Here is a 15489-nt window from a genome sequence, read left to right on the forward strand (position 1 = left end):
ACGGTCACGAACGCATACCCATTCACCTGCGGCCGGTCGCATACGCCACATTCGCCCCTAGCGTCACACCAGACAGCCACTGCTGTCCGCTGTGCACGGAAGGTGCGTCGTGTCTTCACATGGTCCCGCGTCCTGGATGGCGTGGGTGCTTGTCCCCGTGCTGTGCGCAGGGCTCACTGCACCGACCGCCGCCGCTGAGGGATGCTCGGGCGCTGCCGCACAAGCTCAACCGCTGCCCGGCCAGGACGTCCAGATCCCCAGCCCGGGCAAGATCGCGCCACTGAGCCGTCCCATCGGCCACAAGCCCGTGGGCGCCAATGACAAAGCGCCGCTGCCCAATCTCGGCCAGATCCTGGCCTCGGTGCTCAAACCCAATGCGGCCGCTGTTCAGCAGCAGGCCGGGGTGGCCGCCGTCCCGAAACCCAGTGCCGCCGCCGTGCCGGCACCCGTCGCTCCACTTCCCGCGCCATCGGTGGCGGTGGCCTCGCCGGGCGATCTGCCGCCGGGCACCTCCGTCGTCGGCTGGGTCACGGGTCCGGACAGCCCGAACAAGACCGTGGCGAACTTCGCCGTCACCGGTACCGATCTGGGCATCATGTGGGACAACGGTGATCCGGCCAACAATCAGGTGCTGATGGCCTTCGGAGACACCAAGGGTTTCTGCCAGATCCCCGGCGAGCAGTGGCGCTACAACGTGCTGATGCGATCCTCCGACCGCACCCTGGCCAATACGGTGGCCGTCGGTGACGGCGCCGTCGGTAATCGCTATGCCGGTGCGCCGGTGTGGAAGCCCGGTATCGCCAAGCAGATCGTCAACACCATCAACGCCGCTCCGGAGGAGACCGGAATCATCCCCACAGCCGGCGTCGGCTTCGGAGGCAAGCAGTTCCTGAACTTCATGTCGATCAAGACCTGGGACGGCGACGGCACGTGGACCACCAACTACTCCGCGCTGGCCGTCTCCTCGGATAACGGCGAGACCTGGGGCGTGTATCCGGGAACCATCCGTAAGCCGGAGGCCGGCAACGAGAAGTTCCAGATGGGCGCATTCCTCAAGCCTGGGCCGGGGGATCCGTACCTCTACACCTACGGAACCCCCAGTGGCAGAGGGGGTTCGGCGTACGTGGCCCGGGTGCTGCCCGCGGTGGTGCCGGATCTGACCAAGTACGAATACTGGAGTTCGGACGCAGGCGCGTGGGTGCCGGCCAACCCGGCGGCAGCCACCCCGGTGATACCGGGGCCGGTGGGCGAGATGTCGGCGCAGTACAACACCTATCTCAAGCAGTACCTGGTGCTCTACACCAATCGTTCCAACGATGTGGTGATGCGCACCGCACCCACTCCGCAGGGACCGTGGGGTCCCGAGCAGTTGCAGGTGTCGTCGATGTTCACCCCCGGCGGGGTTTACGCACCGTTCCTGCATCCGTGGTCGACCGGCAAGGATCTGTACTACAACCTGTCGCTGTGGTCGGCGTACAACGTGATGCTGATGCACACGGTGCTGCCCTGAGTGGTCGGCGCGGAGTAAACGGGTGTTCGCGTGCCCGCCTCACAGCGACAATTTGACTGGGGTGCGTGGATTGTCGCTGCGAGGCGGGCATACGCGTAGGTGGAATATTCTCTGAGCCCGGAATAGATGTCCCCGAGTGAGGCTTAACACCACATGACCGATTTCACCGATAAGGCATCCCTGGACGCTTTCAATGCCGGCATCGTCGAGGAGTTCCGCGCGAATGCCGGCGTGGTCGGCGGCCCATTCGCCGGCGCCCCCCTGTTGCTGCTGAGCAGCACCGGGGCAAAGTCCGGGCAGCCGCGGCTCAACCCGCTGGCCTACTTCGGCATCGACGGCAGGATCTTCATCGTCGGCTCCAAGGCCGGCGCCGACACCAACCCGGCGTGGGTGCACAACCTGCGGGCCAACCCGAACGCCCACATCGAAGTCGGCACCGACGCCTACGACGTCACCGCGCGAGAGCTACCCGCTGCCGAGCGTGACGCGGCGTTCGCTCAGGTGGTTGCCGTCGCGCCGGGCTTCGGCGAGTACCAGGAGAAGACCAGCCGGGTGATCCCGATCTTCGAGCTTGAGCGCCTCTGATCAGGCGCTGAGAAACTCGATGGTCTGCGGCCCCTCGCCGCGGCGCTCGTAGTGCAGCACGACTCAGCCGCGCGGAGTGCGCAGCTTGTAACCCCGGTCGATCATCTCGTCGGGAAACGGCTGACTCTCCTCATCGGGGATCATCACCTCGACGTACGCCGCACCGTCGTGCGCGTCGATCTGATCGAGCACCGCATCCAGTTCGGCGACCGTGCCGACCTTCGCACTCAGCCAGCCCTTGCAGCCGAATGCTTCCGGCAGCAGGTGGTAGTTGACCGGAGCGAGGTCGTCATAGGGGTGGCCACGCTCGCTGATGATGTCCTCGATGCCGTAGATGCCGTTGTTCAGCACGAAGATCACCGGCGTGACGCCGTAGCGGCCCATCACCGCGAGCTCATTGAGCGTCAGCTGATGTGAGCCGTCGCCGGTGACCGTCCAGGTGCGGCCCCTGGTCTTGGCCATCGCGATGCCGAGGGTGGCCGGGGTGGCCCAGCCGATCGAGCCCCATAGGCCCTGGGCCTGGGAGTCGACGCCGGCAGGCAGCCGCATCGGGTTCAGATGCATCATGGCGGTTCCGGTCTCGATCACCAGGGTGTCGCCGGCGCGCAGCCGCCGCTGTAGTCGCGGGTAAAAGCTGGCCGATGAGAGCGGGTCAGCGCCGGAGCCGGTCATCTCCAACTGGCCGTACGCCGGGCCTTCAGCGCGCTTGCCCGCTGTGACCCTGGAGGCAAGCGCTTCCAGGAGGTCGTCGATGGCGACGTTGAGGTAGACGTTGGTGCCGGAGCGCACCCAGTTGTCGTGAATGCAGATCGCCCTGGCGGTGTCGAGGACTGTGCCCCACATGGCGGTGTTGAGCTCGGTGAGCAAGACGCCGCCGATATCGAGGATCAGGTCGGCGTCCTCCACGATGCCGCGCACCGCGGCGGGGTGGGACATGGGGCCGGAGTAGAGGCCGATGTACTGCGGCAGGGATTCGTCGAGCACGCCCTTGTCATAGGTGGTGCACGCAACCGGGAGGTTGGCCCTGCTGACGAACTCGACGGCCTTGTCGGCGACGCCGTAGCGGGCGGTCAGCGTGGTGATGGTGGCGATCGGGTTCTTCGCCACCGCCAACTTGGCGAGGATGGCATCGACGGCGGCGGCCAGTTCGGTCGGATCGCTGCGCTGCCGCTTGATCTCTGCCAGCGGCACACCGGAGACCGGGGTGCCGATCACCGGCATGCCCCCGTTGACTTCGGAGATGACGATGTAGGCCGGCATCGACTGCCGCAGTGCCTCGGCGATCACCCGCTCGAGTTCGGTGATGGCGTTGTCCGGGGTGAGCCGCGCCGAGACGCAGCACGCAGACGACGAAATGTCATGGTAGCGGTCATATCTGGTGTCGCCGAGGTTGTGATGGGTGATCAACTTCAGGTGCTGAATGCGCTCGCTGGGCATGCCGACGAGGTGGAACACCGGCAGTCGGTGAGCCTTGGAGCCCATCACCCCGTTGATTGCGGACAGCTCACCCACGCCGTAGGTGGTGGTCAGGATCGCCGCGCCGCGGACGCGGGCGTAGCCGTCGGCGGCGTAGGCGGCGTTGAGTTCGTTGGCGCACCCCACCCAGCTGAGCCCGTCGACGACCTCGACGGCGTCGTCGATGGTGAAGGCGTAGTCACCGGGGACCCCGAAAATCTGATCGATGCCGAGCGCGGCTAGCCGCGCCAACGTGTATTCGGCGACAGTCGGATTGGTCATCTCAGCTCAGCGGGTCGCCGGTGAGCGCCTCGGGGCCGATCACTGCGACGAACCCGTGCCGCAGGCTCTCCATCAACTGCTCCCGGTCGCCGATGGCCGCATCGTCAGTGCTCACACCGATATTGGCAGTGCCGTTATAGGTCAGCATCGTCACGTTCATCGCGGCGCCGATGGTTCCGACCAGCGGGTACATCCGCTCCACCTTTGCCCCGGCCAGCCAGACCGGCATCGGGATGCCCGGCACGTTGGAGGCGGTCAGGTCCGAGGTCTGCGCGGCCGCGGACACCTTGTCCGGCGGCAGGAAGCGGCTCAGTTCGGCGAGATAGTCGGACAGCTTCAGCGCCGGTTCTGCACGCCAACCACGTACGGTCTCCGCGGCGGTGGCCAGAATGTCCTCGATGTCGTCGCTCACCGGGATCTCGAAGCGCGCGATGGTGACCGCGTTGGTCTGCTCGGCCGAGGTGCGCAGCGAGATCGGCATGTTCATCCGCAGCCGGTCGATGGGATTGCCCATCGCCGTGTGATAGTGGTTCAGGCCCACGCTGATCGCCGCGAGGAACAGGTCGTTGACGGTTCGCTCATACTTTTTGGCCGCCGCCTTGAACAGATCGAAATCCAACTCGATGGTGTCGAAGTGGTAGTTGATGCTGCGGCCCTGCATGATCGGCGACATCGGGCCACTCTCGACCTTGGTGAACTTGATCAGTGACTCGACGTTTTCGCGGACGAAGCCGATCGCGCCCAGCGGATCCTTGATCACCGACATCGCCAGCGGCCCAACGCCTTTGATGACGTCCTCGGCGGTTCGCATCGCCAGCCCGACGTTATTACGCAACACCGCCTGCAGGAAGCCCTTGGTATCGAGCACAACCGGCTCGGGCGCTTCGGGCATTGGGCCCAGATCGGCTCCTTCTTCGGTGAAGTCGAGAACCGCAAGTGCGATCTGCACGGCACCCTGACCGTCGGCGATCGCATGATGCAGTTTCTGGATCACCACCGACTTGCCGTCGGGCAGATCCTCGAGCACGGTCACCTGCCACAGCGGCCGGTCCTTGTCGAAGTCGGCCATGCTGGCCCGGCGGGCGACGTCGAGCACGTCGTTCCAATCCGATCCCTTGTGCATGCTGAACCGACGCATATGGAACCCGAGGTCGAAGTCCGGGTCGACGACCACCCGCGGGGTCTGCATATCCAGCGGGCCTTCGACGACCTTGGAGCGCAGTACCGGCGCCAGCCGGGTGGCCCGCTCGTAGCGCTCGCACAGCCGATCCCAGTCCAGGCTCTTCTCCAGCACCAGCACGCCCAGGATGGTCGAGCGCAGGACCGGATCGTCGGTGGCCATCCGCCAGGTGGCGAAGTCCCAGCCGCCCAGCCGGCGGGCTCCGGTGACGGTGTCGCCGCCGCGCAGCAGTTTGGGCGCCACCTTCTTCGCCGGGGCTTTCTTGGCCGCAGCCTTCTTAGCCGGGGCCTTCTTGGCGGGCGCTTTCTTCGCCGGCGCCTTCTTGGCCGCCTTCTTGGCAGGCTTGCTCGCGGGGCTGTCAGCCACGTGTCCTCCTCATCAACCCGGGTTGGGACCCTTTGAGACTAAAGGGCCTGCAAACGGGGTGACGGTAGGTTGACTGCGATGAACCTCGGCGAGCAGACCATCGACTGGCTGTATGGCACTCAACTGCAGGTCGACGATGAGTGGGCGGTGCGCACCCCGACCGGGTTCACCTGGTGGGCGGATCAGAACGCCCAGACCATCGAGATCGTCAGCGAGGACACCGGGCCCGACGGGCAGCCCGGCTTCACCATCGGTGTGCGCACCGAGATGCTTGCCGACCTGGATCTGACCGACGCCGCCCTTGCTGAACTCAACGAGGGGCCGATGCGCTGCGCGGCGATGGACGGCCCGGTCTATGACGCCGAGACCCGCACGCTGAGCCTGTGCTCCCTGGTGCGCGTCCACGAGGAGATCGCCTCGTGGATGCGGATCCTGATCAGCACCGCCGCGGTGCTGCAGATCGCCGAGGCGCGGCTGCTCGGCCCGGTGCTGGCCGATCAGCTCGGCGCTCGCGCGGCCACCAGCGGGCATCCCGATAGCGGTCGGCGACCGCAGCCCGACGATATGGCGTTCACCGCGGGGATTTTCCTGGATCAGGGCACCCAACCCTGTGCCTGGCCGCAGGAGGAGTTCGAGGAGTCGGTGCAGCGCTATATGACGGCACCGCCGGCGGTCAGCGCTGCCAGTGCCGGGCGCGGGCTGGCCGTCGAGTTCCCGTTCGGCGACCAGACCTCGCTGTGCCGGCTGACCGGCGAGCAGCCCCATCCCGTCTACGGCAACGGCCTGTTGATCGTGCAGCGCTGGCCGATGCGCGCCGACAGCCCGGCGCTGGGGATCCGAATGGCCCTGGACCTCAACTCGTCCGACCTCACCGGGCAGGTCGCCGGATACGGGTTCGGCAGCTACGCCTATGTCGACGACATGATCTGCTTCACCGGATTCCTGCCCAACCCGCTGCGGTCGCCCGGCCTGTTGCCCAGCGTCTACTTCTCGTGTGCCACCCGGGCGCACTCGATGGCGATCCGGCTGCTCAACCGGCCCTGGATCTGACTGGTTACGGCTTGGCACCAATCGGGGCACCAATCCGGCGCTGACCGGCCGGGTCATTCGGATGCAGGCGCCGCCGCGAGGATCATCGCGGCATGCGTTCCCCGCAGCAGTGGATCAGAGACACGTTCCGTAAGCAGGTGCCGGCGCCGCTGGCGCCGCCGGACAGCTTTGACCCGGTCGATATCGCAGCGATGCTGCGCGAGATCGGCGTCGCTCTGGTCGAAGCCTCGCAGCCGGTTCAGGTGGTCGAGCAACGACTGCTCGACATTGCAGCCCGCTACACCACCCAGCCGGTGCAGGCCGCCGTGCTGCCCACCATGTTGTTCATCCAGATCGGCACCACCGCATACGAAATGGACGGCTCCGCGCAGCCTTCCGGTCAGATGAACATGGCCGACGGGGCCGACGAAGTCGCCACCCTGGCCGCCGCGGGCGCCATCACCCCGACCGCCGCCGTCGCCGCTGTGCAGGCCGCCCGCAACCTCCCGCCACGGTTCGGCGTCCTGGCCACCATCGGTGGCTACGCGCTGACCTCCGTCGGGTTCGGCATGGTGATCCAGCCGACGTGGAAGGCCCTGGTGGCCCACCTGTTCCTGGGCCTGGTGGTCGGTCTGATCGTGCAGATCTCCCGCCCGTTCCCCAACCTTGCGCCGATCCTGCCCACCCTGTCGGCGTTGGTGGTGACCCTGCTGGCCACCTGGTTCGTCGCCGACGTCGCCAAAGACGGACTGCTGCGAGTGATCAGTCCGGCACTGATCGCCACCCTGCCCGGCATGGCCCTGGTGATCGGGGCCATCGAGTTGGCCGGCGCCCGGATCATCTCCGGGTCCAGTCGGGTGGTCTACGGATTGGCCCAGATGGGCCTGCTGATCTACGGCGTGGTGCTGGCGGAGAAGATCGTCGGGCAGGTGCCGATGCAGCAGTCCCCGCCGATGACGATGGGACCGTGGTCGCTGTACGTCTCGATCGTGGTGATCGCCGTCGGCCTCTACATCTATCTCTCCGCGCCGCCCGGATCGCTGATCTGGCTGCTGCTGGTCATCGGGGTGTCGATGCTTGTCCAGAACATCGCCGGGCTGGTGCTCAACACCGCGCACTCGGGCTTCCTGGCGGCCGCGGTCGCAATACCGCTCGCGGTCCTGGCGGCCAAGATCAAGGGCGCACCGGCATCCGGTGTGCTGGAGCTGGCTGCGTTCTGGTCACTGGTGCCCGGGCAGCTGACCTTCATGTCATTGAGTCGCACGGCATCCGGTGATTTCGACAATGTCGCCAATCTCAGTGTCGCCGCGGGGGCGATCACCTCGATCGCACTGGGAACCCTGGTCGGCTGGAGCCTGGTGCGCACATTCCGCAACGACCCGCAGCGGCCCTCGGCAGCGGTGCCGATCGCCGCCTGGACCTGAAGTAGTACGCTCCACGCGAACAGCATCCGCCCGGGAGGAGCGCTCATGTCGATCTCAACCAAGTCTCACATTTTCACCGGTCTCACTTCGGCTCTGGGCGCTGGTGCTGTGGTGCTCACCGCGGCGCTGCCGCCGGCGACGGTGTCGATCGCCCCGGCTGCATTCGACAGCCCGCTTTCGGAACTGATCGCAACGGGCTTGCTGATCAACAACGACATCTTCAACGGCAGTGAGGTCTTCGGGGACTACGAGTGGGAGCCCTACCAGGGCGCGGTCCCGGAGTTCATCTACACCGCGCTGCCGGTCCTCGCGCAGTTGGGGTTCAACGGTTCCGCTTACATCGGCGGCACGGTCGACTCGCTGGGCACCTCGGCCTACATCCTCAGTGAAGCGGTGTGGCAGCTGCCCGCAGCGGTCGCCACCGCCGCCCAGCAGGCGATCGGTGGTGACATTCCCGGCGCGATCACCACGCTGACCAATGCCATCGTCGTTCCTGTGCAGGACGCCGCGTCGCTGGTCACCAGTGCGCTCGCGTCGGTCGTCGGCGGAGTCGTCACCAACCTGAGCAACCTGCTCACGATCGCTCCCGGAATCCTCCAGGGATTGGTGACCACCGCAGTCGGCTCGGCGCAGGCGGTGGTGACCGCGGCGGTCAACATCGCAACCCAGACCGTCGGGGCGCTGTCCACCCTGGACGTCGAGACCGCATGGAACACCGTTGTCGACGGTCTGCTCGGCCCGGTTGGAGCCGATGGAACAGTGGAATCGAGCCTGCCCGGCACCATCGAGGCGGTGACCCTGGGCCCGGGTCTGGGTCCGCTGGGCTACCCCAACGGCTACGCCGTTCCGAGCCTGCGGATGTGGGGTGAGCAGTCCCAACTGCAGATTGCCAATGCGATCGGCGCCAGCTACCCGGTTCCGGCGGCCGCGAAGGTTTCGGCTCCGGTGCGGGCCAAAAAGGCGGCCATCGCATCCCGCGCCGCAGTGGCAGCATCGGATAGCGAACCTAAGGTCAAACGAACACGTCGTTGAGTGTCACGGTGCGCAGATTGCGCGCGCGGATCAGGTCTACCAGCGTGCCGTACACGTGGGTGACCGGCATGTGGTTGAGGTGGCCGATCACGATCGACTGCGGCTGAAAGTACTTGTCCGCCATCTGTTTGATGTAGTCCTCGGTGATCTCTCGGGAGTCCGCGAGTGAACCGTTCCACAGCGTCGTCGCCGTGTAACCGAGATCGGCCGCGACTGCCCGCACGGTCTCGTTGTGGTTGCCGTAGGGCGGTCGGAAGAACGGCTTGGCCACTGCGCCATAGCTATTGGTGATGAACCGGTCGTTGCGGGTGAGCTCATCGGCGATCTCGGAACTGGAGATGGTCGTCAGATCCGGATGTGACCAGGTGTGGTTGGCGAGCTGGATCTGACCGGACTCGACCAGTGGACGCAGCAGCGCCAGGTTGTCGGTCCATGAAGCGTTGACGCCGTTGACGAAGTAGGTGAGGCGGATTCCGGTGTCCCTGGCGAACTGCGTGTAGAGGCGCACCACCTCGGAGCTGACCCCGTCGTCGACGGTGAGCGCCAGCAGATCACCGTCGCCGGGCAGCGCGTGCAGGATGCCGTCGCCGGGAAGCGGGATCCGGCCGGCCGCCGGCGGAGGCGGCAGCAATCCCGCAGAGGTGGCCGCGGCGGGCACCGTCTCCATCGAGGCGCGGCGGTGTCCTCTGGTGTCGATGGTGGCGTGGGCGAGTCCGACGCCGGCGAGGGTGGCCGCGGCCAGCGATGCCAGGAATCGGCGCCGATCCAGATCAGACACGTCGCGGACACTATCGGCTCGGGCAGCGGCGACACGCTGACCGCGGGGTGCGTGGCGGGGATTGTGGCCGTTCCGAAACAACCACCACCGTCGCCGAGTGCCCAACCACGCACAGGGCTACTCATATTACGTCGGCCTGGTGGGCCACTCGGCGACGGTTTTCTGTCAGTACCCCGGCATACGCTTGGGGTGGAAAGAGATTAAGGGGGGTCATGAAAGAGGACCAGAGGGGTTTGGACATCATCGGCGACGTGCACGGTCACGCGTCGAAACTGGAGGAGCGGTTGCGCGGCCTCGGCTACGAGGACTCCACCGGGGTCTACCGGCATCCGGAACGCACGGCGGTGTTCGTCGGCGACCTGGTTGACCGCGGGCCGGAGCAACTGCGGGTGCTGCAGATCGCCAAGGCGATGGTCGACGGCGGTAGCGCGCACATCGTGATGGGCAACCACGAGTTCAACGCCATCGCGTATGCCAACAACCTGCGCGAGCACAACGACAAGCACTACCGGCAGCACAGGGCATTCCTGGAGCAGTTGAGTGAGGCCGAGCAGAAGTTCTACATCGACTGGTTCTGGACGCTGCCACTGTGGCTCGACCTGGGGGACGCGCGCGTGGTGCACGCCTGCTGGCACGAGCCCTCGATGAAGGTCCTCGGCAGCGATCGCCTGACCGGACCCGAGCAACTGGTGGCCGCAACCACCAAGGGCGACCCGGTCCATGAGGCTGTCGAGATCCTGCTCAAGGGTCCGGAGATCGGCCTGGACGAGCCCTACCTCGACAAGGAGCGTCACTCTCGCAGCAAGGCCCGGATCAAGTGGTGGCACAGTGGCGCCACCACCCTGCGTCAGATCGCGGTGCTCGACGGGAACTTCACCAACACCGCCGGCGATCCCTACCCGGAACTACCCGATGACGAGGTCGGTGAACTCGAGCGGTCCTACGTGTACAACGACACCGTTCCGCTGTTCTACGGCCACTACTGGCGCACCGACGAACCGGTCGAGCATGACGACTGGACCACCTACACCGCGTGCGTGGATTTCAGTGCCGGCAACGGGGGCACCCTGGTGGCCTACCGGTTCAACGGTGAGCCCACCATCTCGGTGGAGAACTACCGGCCGCACTACGCCGACTAGGCCGGCGCCGGGCGGAAATTCCCGCTCCAGGTGCGAAAAGCCCTATGGGAGCCTATAATTGAATTATCAGCACGGTGCTAATCGGCACCGAAAATTGCAGCCGGGGGGCTCTTCATAGAACTAACGGTCGGCCGCTGCCGTCCGTGATTCGCGGTGCCCTCGTCTGCCTACGCGAAAGGTGATTTATGACCGATTCGACCAAGACCCTGATCGCCGCCCTGCTCGATCGTTCGGGCTCGATGCAGCGTTCGAAGGCGGCCACCGAGGACGGCTGGAGTGAGCTCATCAACGGGCAGCGCGCCGAGCAGGGCAGCTGCGAGGTCACGCTCGCTCAGTTCGACAGTAGGTACGAGGTGCTCTACCCGCCGACCGATATCGCGGCGGTGCCGGAGTTCATCGTCAACCCCCGCGGTTCGACGGCCCTGCTCGACGCGACCGGGCGGTTCATCACCGAGGTGGGTGAGCGTCTGGCCGCACTGCCCGAGGAGCAGCGTCCCGGCACGGTGATCTGCCTGATCATGACCGACGGCATGGAGAACGCCAGCCGGCAGTGGTCCTGGGACGGGGTCAAGCGGCTGATCACCCAGCAGCGTGAGGTCTACGGCTGGGAGTTCATCTTCCTGGGCGCCAATATCGACGCCGTCGAGGTCGGCATGCGGATGGGCGTCGACGCCGACTCCGCGCTGACCTTCGCCAGCGATTCCTACCACGGCAACCGGGAGGCGTACCGGGTGACCTCGGTGAAGATGGGGTACGCCCGGATGCAGCAGAAGAGGGACTTCAGCGCCGCCGATCGCGACGCGGCGATGGGTAAGGGCGACGACGGGGTCGGCAGGGCAAGATGATGGCGTGACTCCGAGTCCCGCCGACCTGCGCCGCTGGCGTCGGCACCTGGCCAACGAGCGGGCCGAGGCCGCGGTGTACCGCGATCTGGCCCAGCGTCACGACGGCGAAGAGCGCGAGATCCTGTCGGCAATCGCCGCCGCTGAGGAACGCCACGAGCAGCACTGGCTGGAACTGCTGGGAGATCAGGTCGGCGCCCCGGTTCGGGCCGACTTCGGCACCCGCGCGCTGGCTTTCCTGGCCCGGCACTTCGGCTCGGTGTTCATCTTGGCGCTGGTACAGCGGTTCGAGGCGCGCGCCGCCTACGACAACGATGCCGACGCCACCCCGACGATGGTCGCCGATGAGCAGATCCACGAGGAGGTGATCCGGGCGCTGGCCGGCCGTGGTCGCGACCGGCTCTCGGGCACCTTTCGTGCGGCGGTTTTCGGCGCCAACGACGGATTGGTCAGCAACCTGGCGCTGATCCTCGGTGTCAGCGCCAGCGGGGTGTCCAGCCACACCGTGCTGGTGACCGGTCTGGCCGGGTTGCTGGCGGGCGCGCTGTCGATGGGCGCGGGGGAGTACGTGTCAGTGAGTTCGCAACGCGAGCTGCTGGCCGCCTCGGCGCCCAGCCAGAACGTCGGTGCCGCGCTGGCACAGCTTGACGTCAACGCCAATGAACTCGAACTCATCTACCGGGCCCGCGGTATGAGCGCCGAGGATGCCGCCGGCCATGCCGCCGAGGTGTTGCGCAACCAGGGCATCGGCCACGAGCCACCCGGCCACGATCCGGACCGCCATGAGGCCATCGGCACCGGACTGGGCGCGGCAGTGTCGAGCTTCCTGTTCTTCGCCACCGGTGCGTTGATTCCGGTGTTGCCGTTTCTCTTCGGGCTCAGCGGCGCTTCGGCAGTGGGGCTCGCCGCCCTGCTGGTCGGGGCGACACTGATCGGCACCGGCGTCATCGTCGGGTTGCTCTCCGGTGCGCCGCCGCTGCGACGTGCCCTGCGCCAGTTGATGATTGGTTACGGGGCGGCCGGGATCACCTATGTCCTCGGACTTCTCGTCGGTGGCGGGATCGGCTGAATCGGCTGAATCAGCCTTCGATGCTCAAGGCCTGGGTGGGGCAGTTCTCGCAGGCCTGCTCGAGCTCGTGCCGGCGGTCTTCGGGGATCTCCGCCATCACGATGTGCAGCGCGCCGTCGGCGCGGATCTCGAAGATGTCGGGCGCGGTCGCCTCGCACAGCCCGATCGAGGCGCACTTGGACTTGTCGACGACGATCTTCATCGCTTCGCCATCTCAGGGGTGAATTCTGCGGTCATGGACATCACGGTATGGAAGAAGTTGCCATTGCCCAACTCCGGATCGCCGACGGTGTGGATGTCGGGCAGCCGGGTCAGCAATTCGCGGAACGTGGCGGTGATCTGACGACGGGCCAACTGCGCACCCAGGCAGTGGTGGATACCGCCGCCGCCGAAGGCGATGTGCTTGTTGGGTGAACGGGACAGATTCAGTTGCTCGGGATGGTCGAACGCCTCGGTGTCCATGTTGGCCGAGGAGTAGAACATGATCACCTTGTCGCCCGCGGTGACGTGGTGACCGCCCAGTTCGGTGTCATGCGCCGCGGTGCGACGGAAGGTCATGATCGGGGTGGCCCAGCGGATGATCTCCTCGACCGCTACCGGTAGGCGGCCGTCGAGGTCCTCCATCAGCCAGGCGCGCTGCTCGGGGAAGTCGGTGAGCGCCTTCATGCCGTGGCTGATGGACTGCCGGGTGGTGTCGTTGCCGGCGATGATCAGCAGGAAGAAGATCGCCGAGATCTCCTCGTCAGTCAGTCGTTCGCCGTCGACCTCGGCCTCCACCATGGCGGTGACGAGATCGTTCTCGGGGTTGCGACGCCGGGCTTCGACCAGTTCCATCGCGATGCCGTGCACGGTGAGGATCGCCTGCGCGACCCGTTCCAGCGGTGCGGCCCCCTGCAGTAGCCGCGGGTCACGCCAGCCGTCGGGGAACTGTGACTCGTAGGCGATGGTGCGGCGGTGCTCCTCGGGGATGCCCATCATGTCGCAGATATTGTGCATCGGCACAAGGGCGGCAACGTCTTTGACGAAGTCGATCTGACCTTTGTCTGCGACGTCGTCGACGATGCGCCGCGCGTTGGCGACCACGTTGGCCTCGATGCGGTCGAGCTGTTTGGGCGTGAATGCCGACGCCATCAGTCGCCGGATCTTGGTGTGCCGGGGCGGGTCCATGGCGATGAACCCCTGGCCGGCATCGAGCAGTTCCTTGGGCATCGACTCGAACATGATGCCCTCGCCGGAGATGAAATCACCGGGCCGCCGCGTCACCTCGACGAGGTCGGCGTGCCGAACGACGGCCCAGAAACCCTGATCGTTGGGATCCTCGAACAACCCGTTGGACACCGGTCGGTGCCAGGAGATCGGCCGGTGCGCGCGCAGTTCGGCGAAGACCTTCTCGCGGTCCTTGGTGGTGCCCGCCCAGAACTCGGACGAGGAGATGTCGGCAGGGTCGTAGGGGCGGTCGGCCCGGGTGATGACAGAGGTCATGTGATGAGCATCTGACAGAAAGGAAAAAATGTCAAGGCATTGCTACGGACTGAAAATAATGTCGGCTGGGTTAGACTTTCCTGCGTGACTGTCGCAGACCTGCGGGCCGAGACCCGGGCCTTCACCCGTGCCAGGCTGCGCGAACTCGCCCTGGACGCGGCGCGCGAGGTCGTCCTGGAGCGGGGTTGGGCGACGGTCCGGATGGGCGCCATCGCGACGACCGTCGGTATCAGCCGGCAGAGCCTGCACGGGGAGTTCGGCACCAAGGACGAACTGGGTGACGCCCTCGTCATGCGTGAGACCTCGGTATTCCTCGAGGAACTCGACGGTCTGCTGGCCGAGCACCCGGGCGACCTGGCCGGCGGGGTGTTCGCCGCGGTGCAGTTCATCCTGTCGGCGTCGCGGGAGAACCCGCTGCTGCAGACGATCCTGACGCAGGCGCCGGCCAACGGCGGAGATGTGTCGCTGCTGCCGTTGCTGACGACCCGGGGCGAACCGCTGATCGGGCGTGCGGTCGAGGTGTTCGGGGGATGGGTGGGCCAGCAGTGGCCGTCGGCAGACCCGGCCGATGTCCGGGTGATGGTCGAAAGCACCGTGCGTCTGGTGATCAGCCACGTCCTGACGTCGACCGGCTCGCCGGCACAGGTCGCCGCCGACCTCGCGGTGGTGGCGTCGCGCCTGCTGCCGTTGCCTGCCTAGACACCGATTTCTGTCGGTGCCCCGTCCTACCCTCGGCTCATGTTAAGTCGAACCGGTATCGCGATCGCGATCATGGCCGCCGCGGTGCTGGCCGCACCCCTGGCCTCAGCTGACAACGTTTGCGTCGGAGTGCTCAACCAGAGCGGCTGCAACCCTGCGCCGTGGAACGGTCAGCTGATGCAGACCTGGAACACTCCGGGCTATTACGGCGGCTGGACCAACGGGCCGGTGATGTGCGATCCGTTCACCACGCAGTGCCGCGGCTGGGCCCAGCCCTAGCGGTACCCAGCCCTGGCTGTACCTAGCCCCCGCTCTGCATCAGGCCGATGCAGGTGCCGACGTTCTGCGGAGTGCACGGAACGCCGTTGACCCTGGGCAACTCGTTGGGTCCACCGCTGAGCTGAGGTCCGCCGGCCTGGACCGGATTGACCACCCCGGCCGGCCCCTGTCCGCCACCGGTGCCGCTGACGCACACGCCGTCGAAGTGGGATGGCACCGTTCCGTACGGGCAGGCCTGGGCCGGGGCGGCAGTCGCGCACAGACCGGCGCTGATCAGCAGGGCACACGCTCCGGCGCCGAGGAAGGTCTTCATCGCACTCATCGTAGCCGCGTTCAGC

16 protein-coding genes and 1 pseudogene are annotated in these 15489 nt (G+C 66.4%); 10 read left to right on the top strand and 7 right to left on the bottom strand.

Going from position 1 to position 15489, the window contains the following annotated elements:
- Positions 1-136 precede the first annotated feature (136 nt).
- A complete protein-coding gene (locus ACR2JI_RS07235) occupies positions 137-1510 on the top strand; it encodes a DUF4185 domain-containing protein (RefSeq protein ID WP_526389420.1) in 1374 nt (457 codons plus the stop codon).
- A 153-nt stretch (positions 1511-1663) separates the two neighbouring features.
- The gene (locus ACR2JI_RS07240) at positions 1664-2095 is read left to right on the top strand and encodes a nitroreductase family deazaflavin-dependent oxidoreductase (protein ID WP_526389406.1); all 432 of its coding nucleotides are present in this window, start codon (positions 1664-1666) and stop codon (positions 2093-2095) included.
- Between the two features lie 63 nt (positions 2096-2158).
- Here the strand turns inward: ACR2JI_RS07240 and ACR2JI_RS07245 are convergent, their stop codons facing one another.
- From ACR2JI_RS07245 to ACR2JI_RS07255, 3 genes and pseudogenes are all read right to left on the bottom strand, one after another.
- Positions 2159-3832 (bottom strand): alpha-keto acid decarboxylase family protein, encoded by a 1674-nt coding sequence (locus ACR2JI_RS07245; protein WP_526389407.1) that lies wholly within the window; start codon positions 3830-3832, stop codon positions 2159-2161.
- 1 nt (position 3833) lies between these two features.
- On the bottom strand, positions 3834-5174 hold the full coding sequence (locus ACR2JI_RS07250; RefSeq protein ID WP_526389421.1) for a wax ester/triacylglycerol synthase domain-containing protein: 1341 nt from the start codon (positions 5172-5174) through the stop codon (positions 3834-3836).
- A 69-nt stretch (positions 5175-5243) separates the two neighbouring features.
- A pseudogene (locus ACR2JI_RS07255) lies at positions 5244-5378 on the bottom strand (hypothetical protein); the annotation flags it as partial.
- A gap of 78 nt (positions 5379-5456) precedes the next feature.
- Here ACR2JI_RS07255 and ACR2JI_RS07260 point away from each other — a divergent pair.
- From ACR2JI_RS07260 to ACR2JI_RS07270, 3 genes are all read left to right on the top strand, one after another.
- Complete coding sequence (locus tag ACR2JI_RS07260; protein WP_526389408.1) at positions 5457-6428, top strand: hypothetical protein; 972 nt, start codon at positions 5457-5459, stop codon at positions 6426-6428.
- Between the two features lie 92 nt (positions 6429-6520).
- A complete protein-coding gene (locus ACR2JI_RS07265) occupies positions 6521-7831 on the top strand; it encodes a threonine/serine exporter family protein (RefSeq protein WP_526389409.1) in 1311 nt (436 codons plus the stop codon).
- Positions 7832-7876: 45 nt separating this feature from the next.
- Positions 7877-8863: a hypothetical protein gene (locus ACR2JI_RS07270; protein WP_526389410.1), complete on the top strand. Its 987-nt coding sequence runs from the start codon at positions 7877-7879 to the stop codon at positions 8861-8863.
- On the opposite strand, the gene ACR2JI_RS07275 is transcribed toward ACR2JI_RS07270, so the two are convergent.
- A complete protein-coding gene (locus ACR2JI_RS07275; protein ID WP_526389411.1) occupies positions 8844-9641 on the bottom strand; it encodes a polysaccharide deacetylase family protein in 798 nt (265 codons plus the stop codon). The genes ACR2JI_RS07270 and ACR2JI_RS07275 overlap by 20 nt on opposite strands.
- Positions 9642-9853: 212 nt before the next feature.
- Between ACR2JI_RS07275 and ACR2JI_RS07280 the strand changes: the two genes are divergently transcribed.
- From ACR2JI_RS07280 to ACR2JI_RS07290, 3 genes are all read left to right on the top strand, one after another.
- On the top strand, positions 9854-10780 hold the full coding sequence (locus ACR2JI_RS07280; RefSeq protein ID WP_526389412.1) for a metallophosphoesterase: 927 nt from the start codon (positions 9854-9856) through the stop codon (positions 10778-10780).
- 185 nt (positions 10781-10965) lie between these two features.
- Positions 10966-11625, top strand: coding sequence for a vWA domain-containing protein (locus ACR2JI_RS07285; RefSeq protein ID WP_526389413.1), 660 nt, complete (start codon positions 10966-10968; stop codon positions 11623-11625).
- 4 nt (positions 11626-11629) lie between these two features.
- Positions 11630-12691, top strand: coding sequence for a VIT1/CCC1 transporter family protein (locus ACR2JI_RS07290; protein ID WP_526389414.1), 1062 nt, complete (start codon positions 11630-11632; stop codon positions 12689-12691).
- 10 nt (positions 12692-12701) lie between these two features.
- Here the strand turns inward: ACR2JI_RS07290 and ACR2JI_RS07295 are convergent, their stop codons facing one another.
- Positions 12702-12893 carry a ferredoxin gene (locus tag ACR2JI_RS07295; RefSeq protein WP_526389415.1) on the bottom strand — a complete coding sequence of 64 codons (192 nt, stop codon included), beginning with the start codon at positions 12891-12893 and terminating at the stop codon, positions 12702-12704.
- Positions 12890-14173, bottom strand: a complete 1284-nt coding sequence (locus tag ACR2JI_RS07300; protein ID WP_526389416.1) for a cytochrome P450 — start codon at positions 14171-14173, stop codon at positions 12890-12892. The genes ACR2JI_RS07295 and ACR2JI_RS07300 overlap by 4 nt, the downstream gene beginning before the upstream one ends.
- A gap of 84 nt (positions 14174-14257) precedes the next feature.
- Between ACR2JI_RS07300 and ACR2JI_RS07305 the strand changes: the two genes are divergently transcribed.
- Positions 14258-14872 carry a TetR/AcrR family transcriptional regulator gene (locus ACR2JI_RS07305; protein ID WP_526389417.1) on the top strand — a complete coding sequence of 205 codons (615 nt, stop codon included), beginning with the start codon at positions 14258-14260 and terminating at the stop codon, positions 14870-14872.
- A gap of 39 nt (positions 14873-14911) precedes the next feature.
- The gene (locus ACR2JI_RS07310; protein WP_526389418.1) at positions 14912-15151 is read left to right on the top strand and encodes a hypothetical protein; all 240 of its coding nucleotides are present in this window, start codon (positions 14912-14914) and stop codon (positions 15149-15151) included.
- A gap of 22 nt (positions 15152-15173) precedes the next feature.
- On the opposite strand, the gene ACR2JI_RS07315 is transcribed toward ACR2JI_RS07310, so the two are convergent.
- A partial coding sequence (locus ACR2JI_RS07315) for a hypothetical protein (RefSeq protein ID WP_526389419.1) occupies positions 15174-15489 on the bottom strand: 316 nt, incomplete at its 5' end.

The sequence above is a fragment of the Mycobacterium sp. genome (genome assembly GCF_051006775.1).
Classification (GTDB): domain Bacteria; phylum Actinomycetota; class Actinomycetes; order Mycobacteriales; family Mycobacteriaceae; genus Mycobacterium.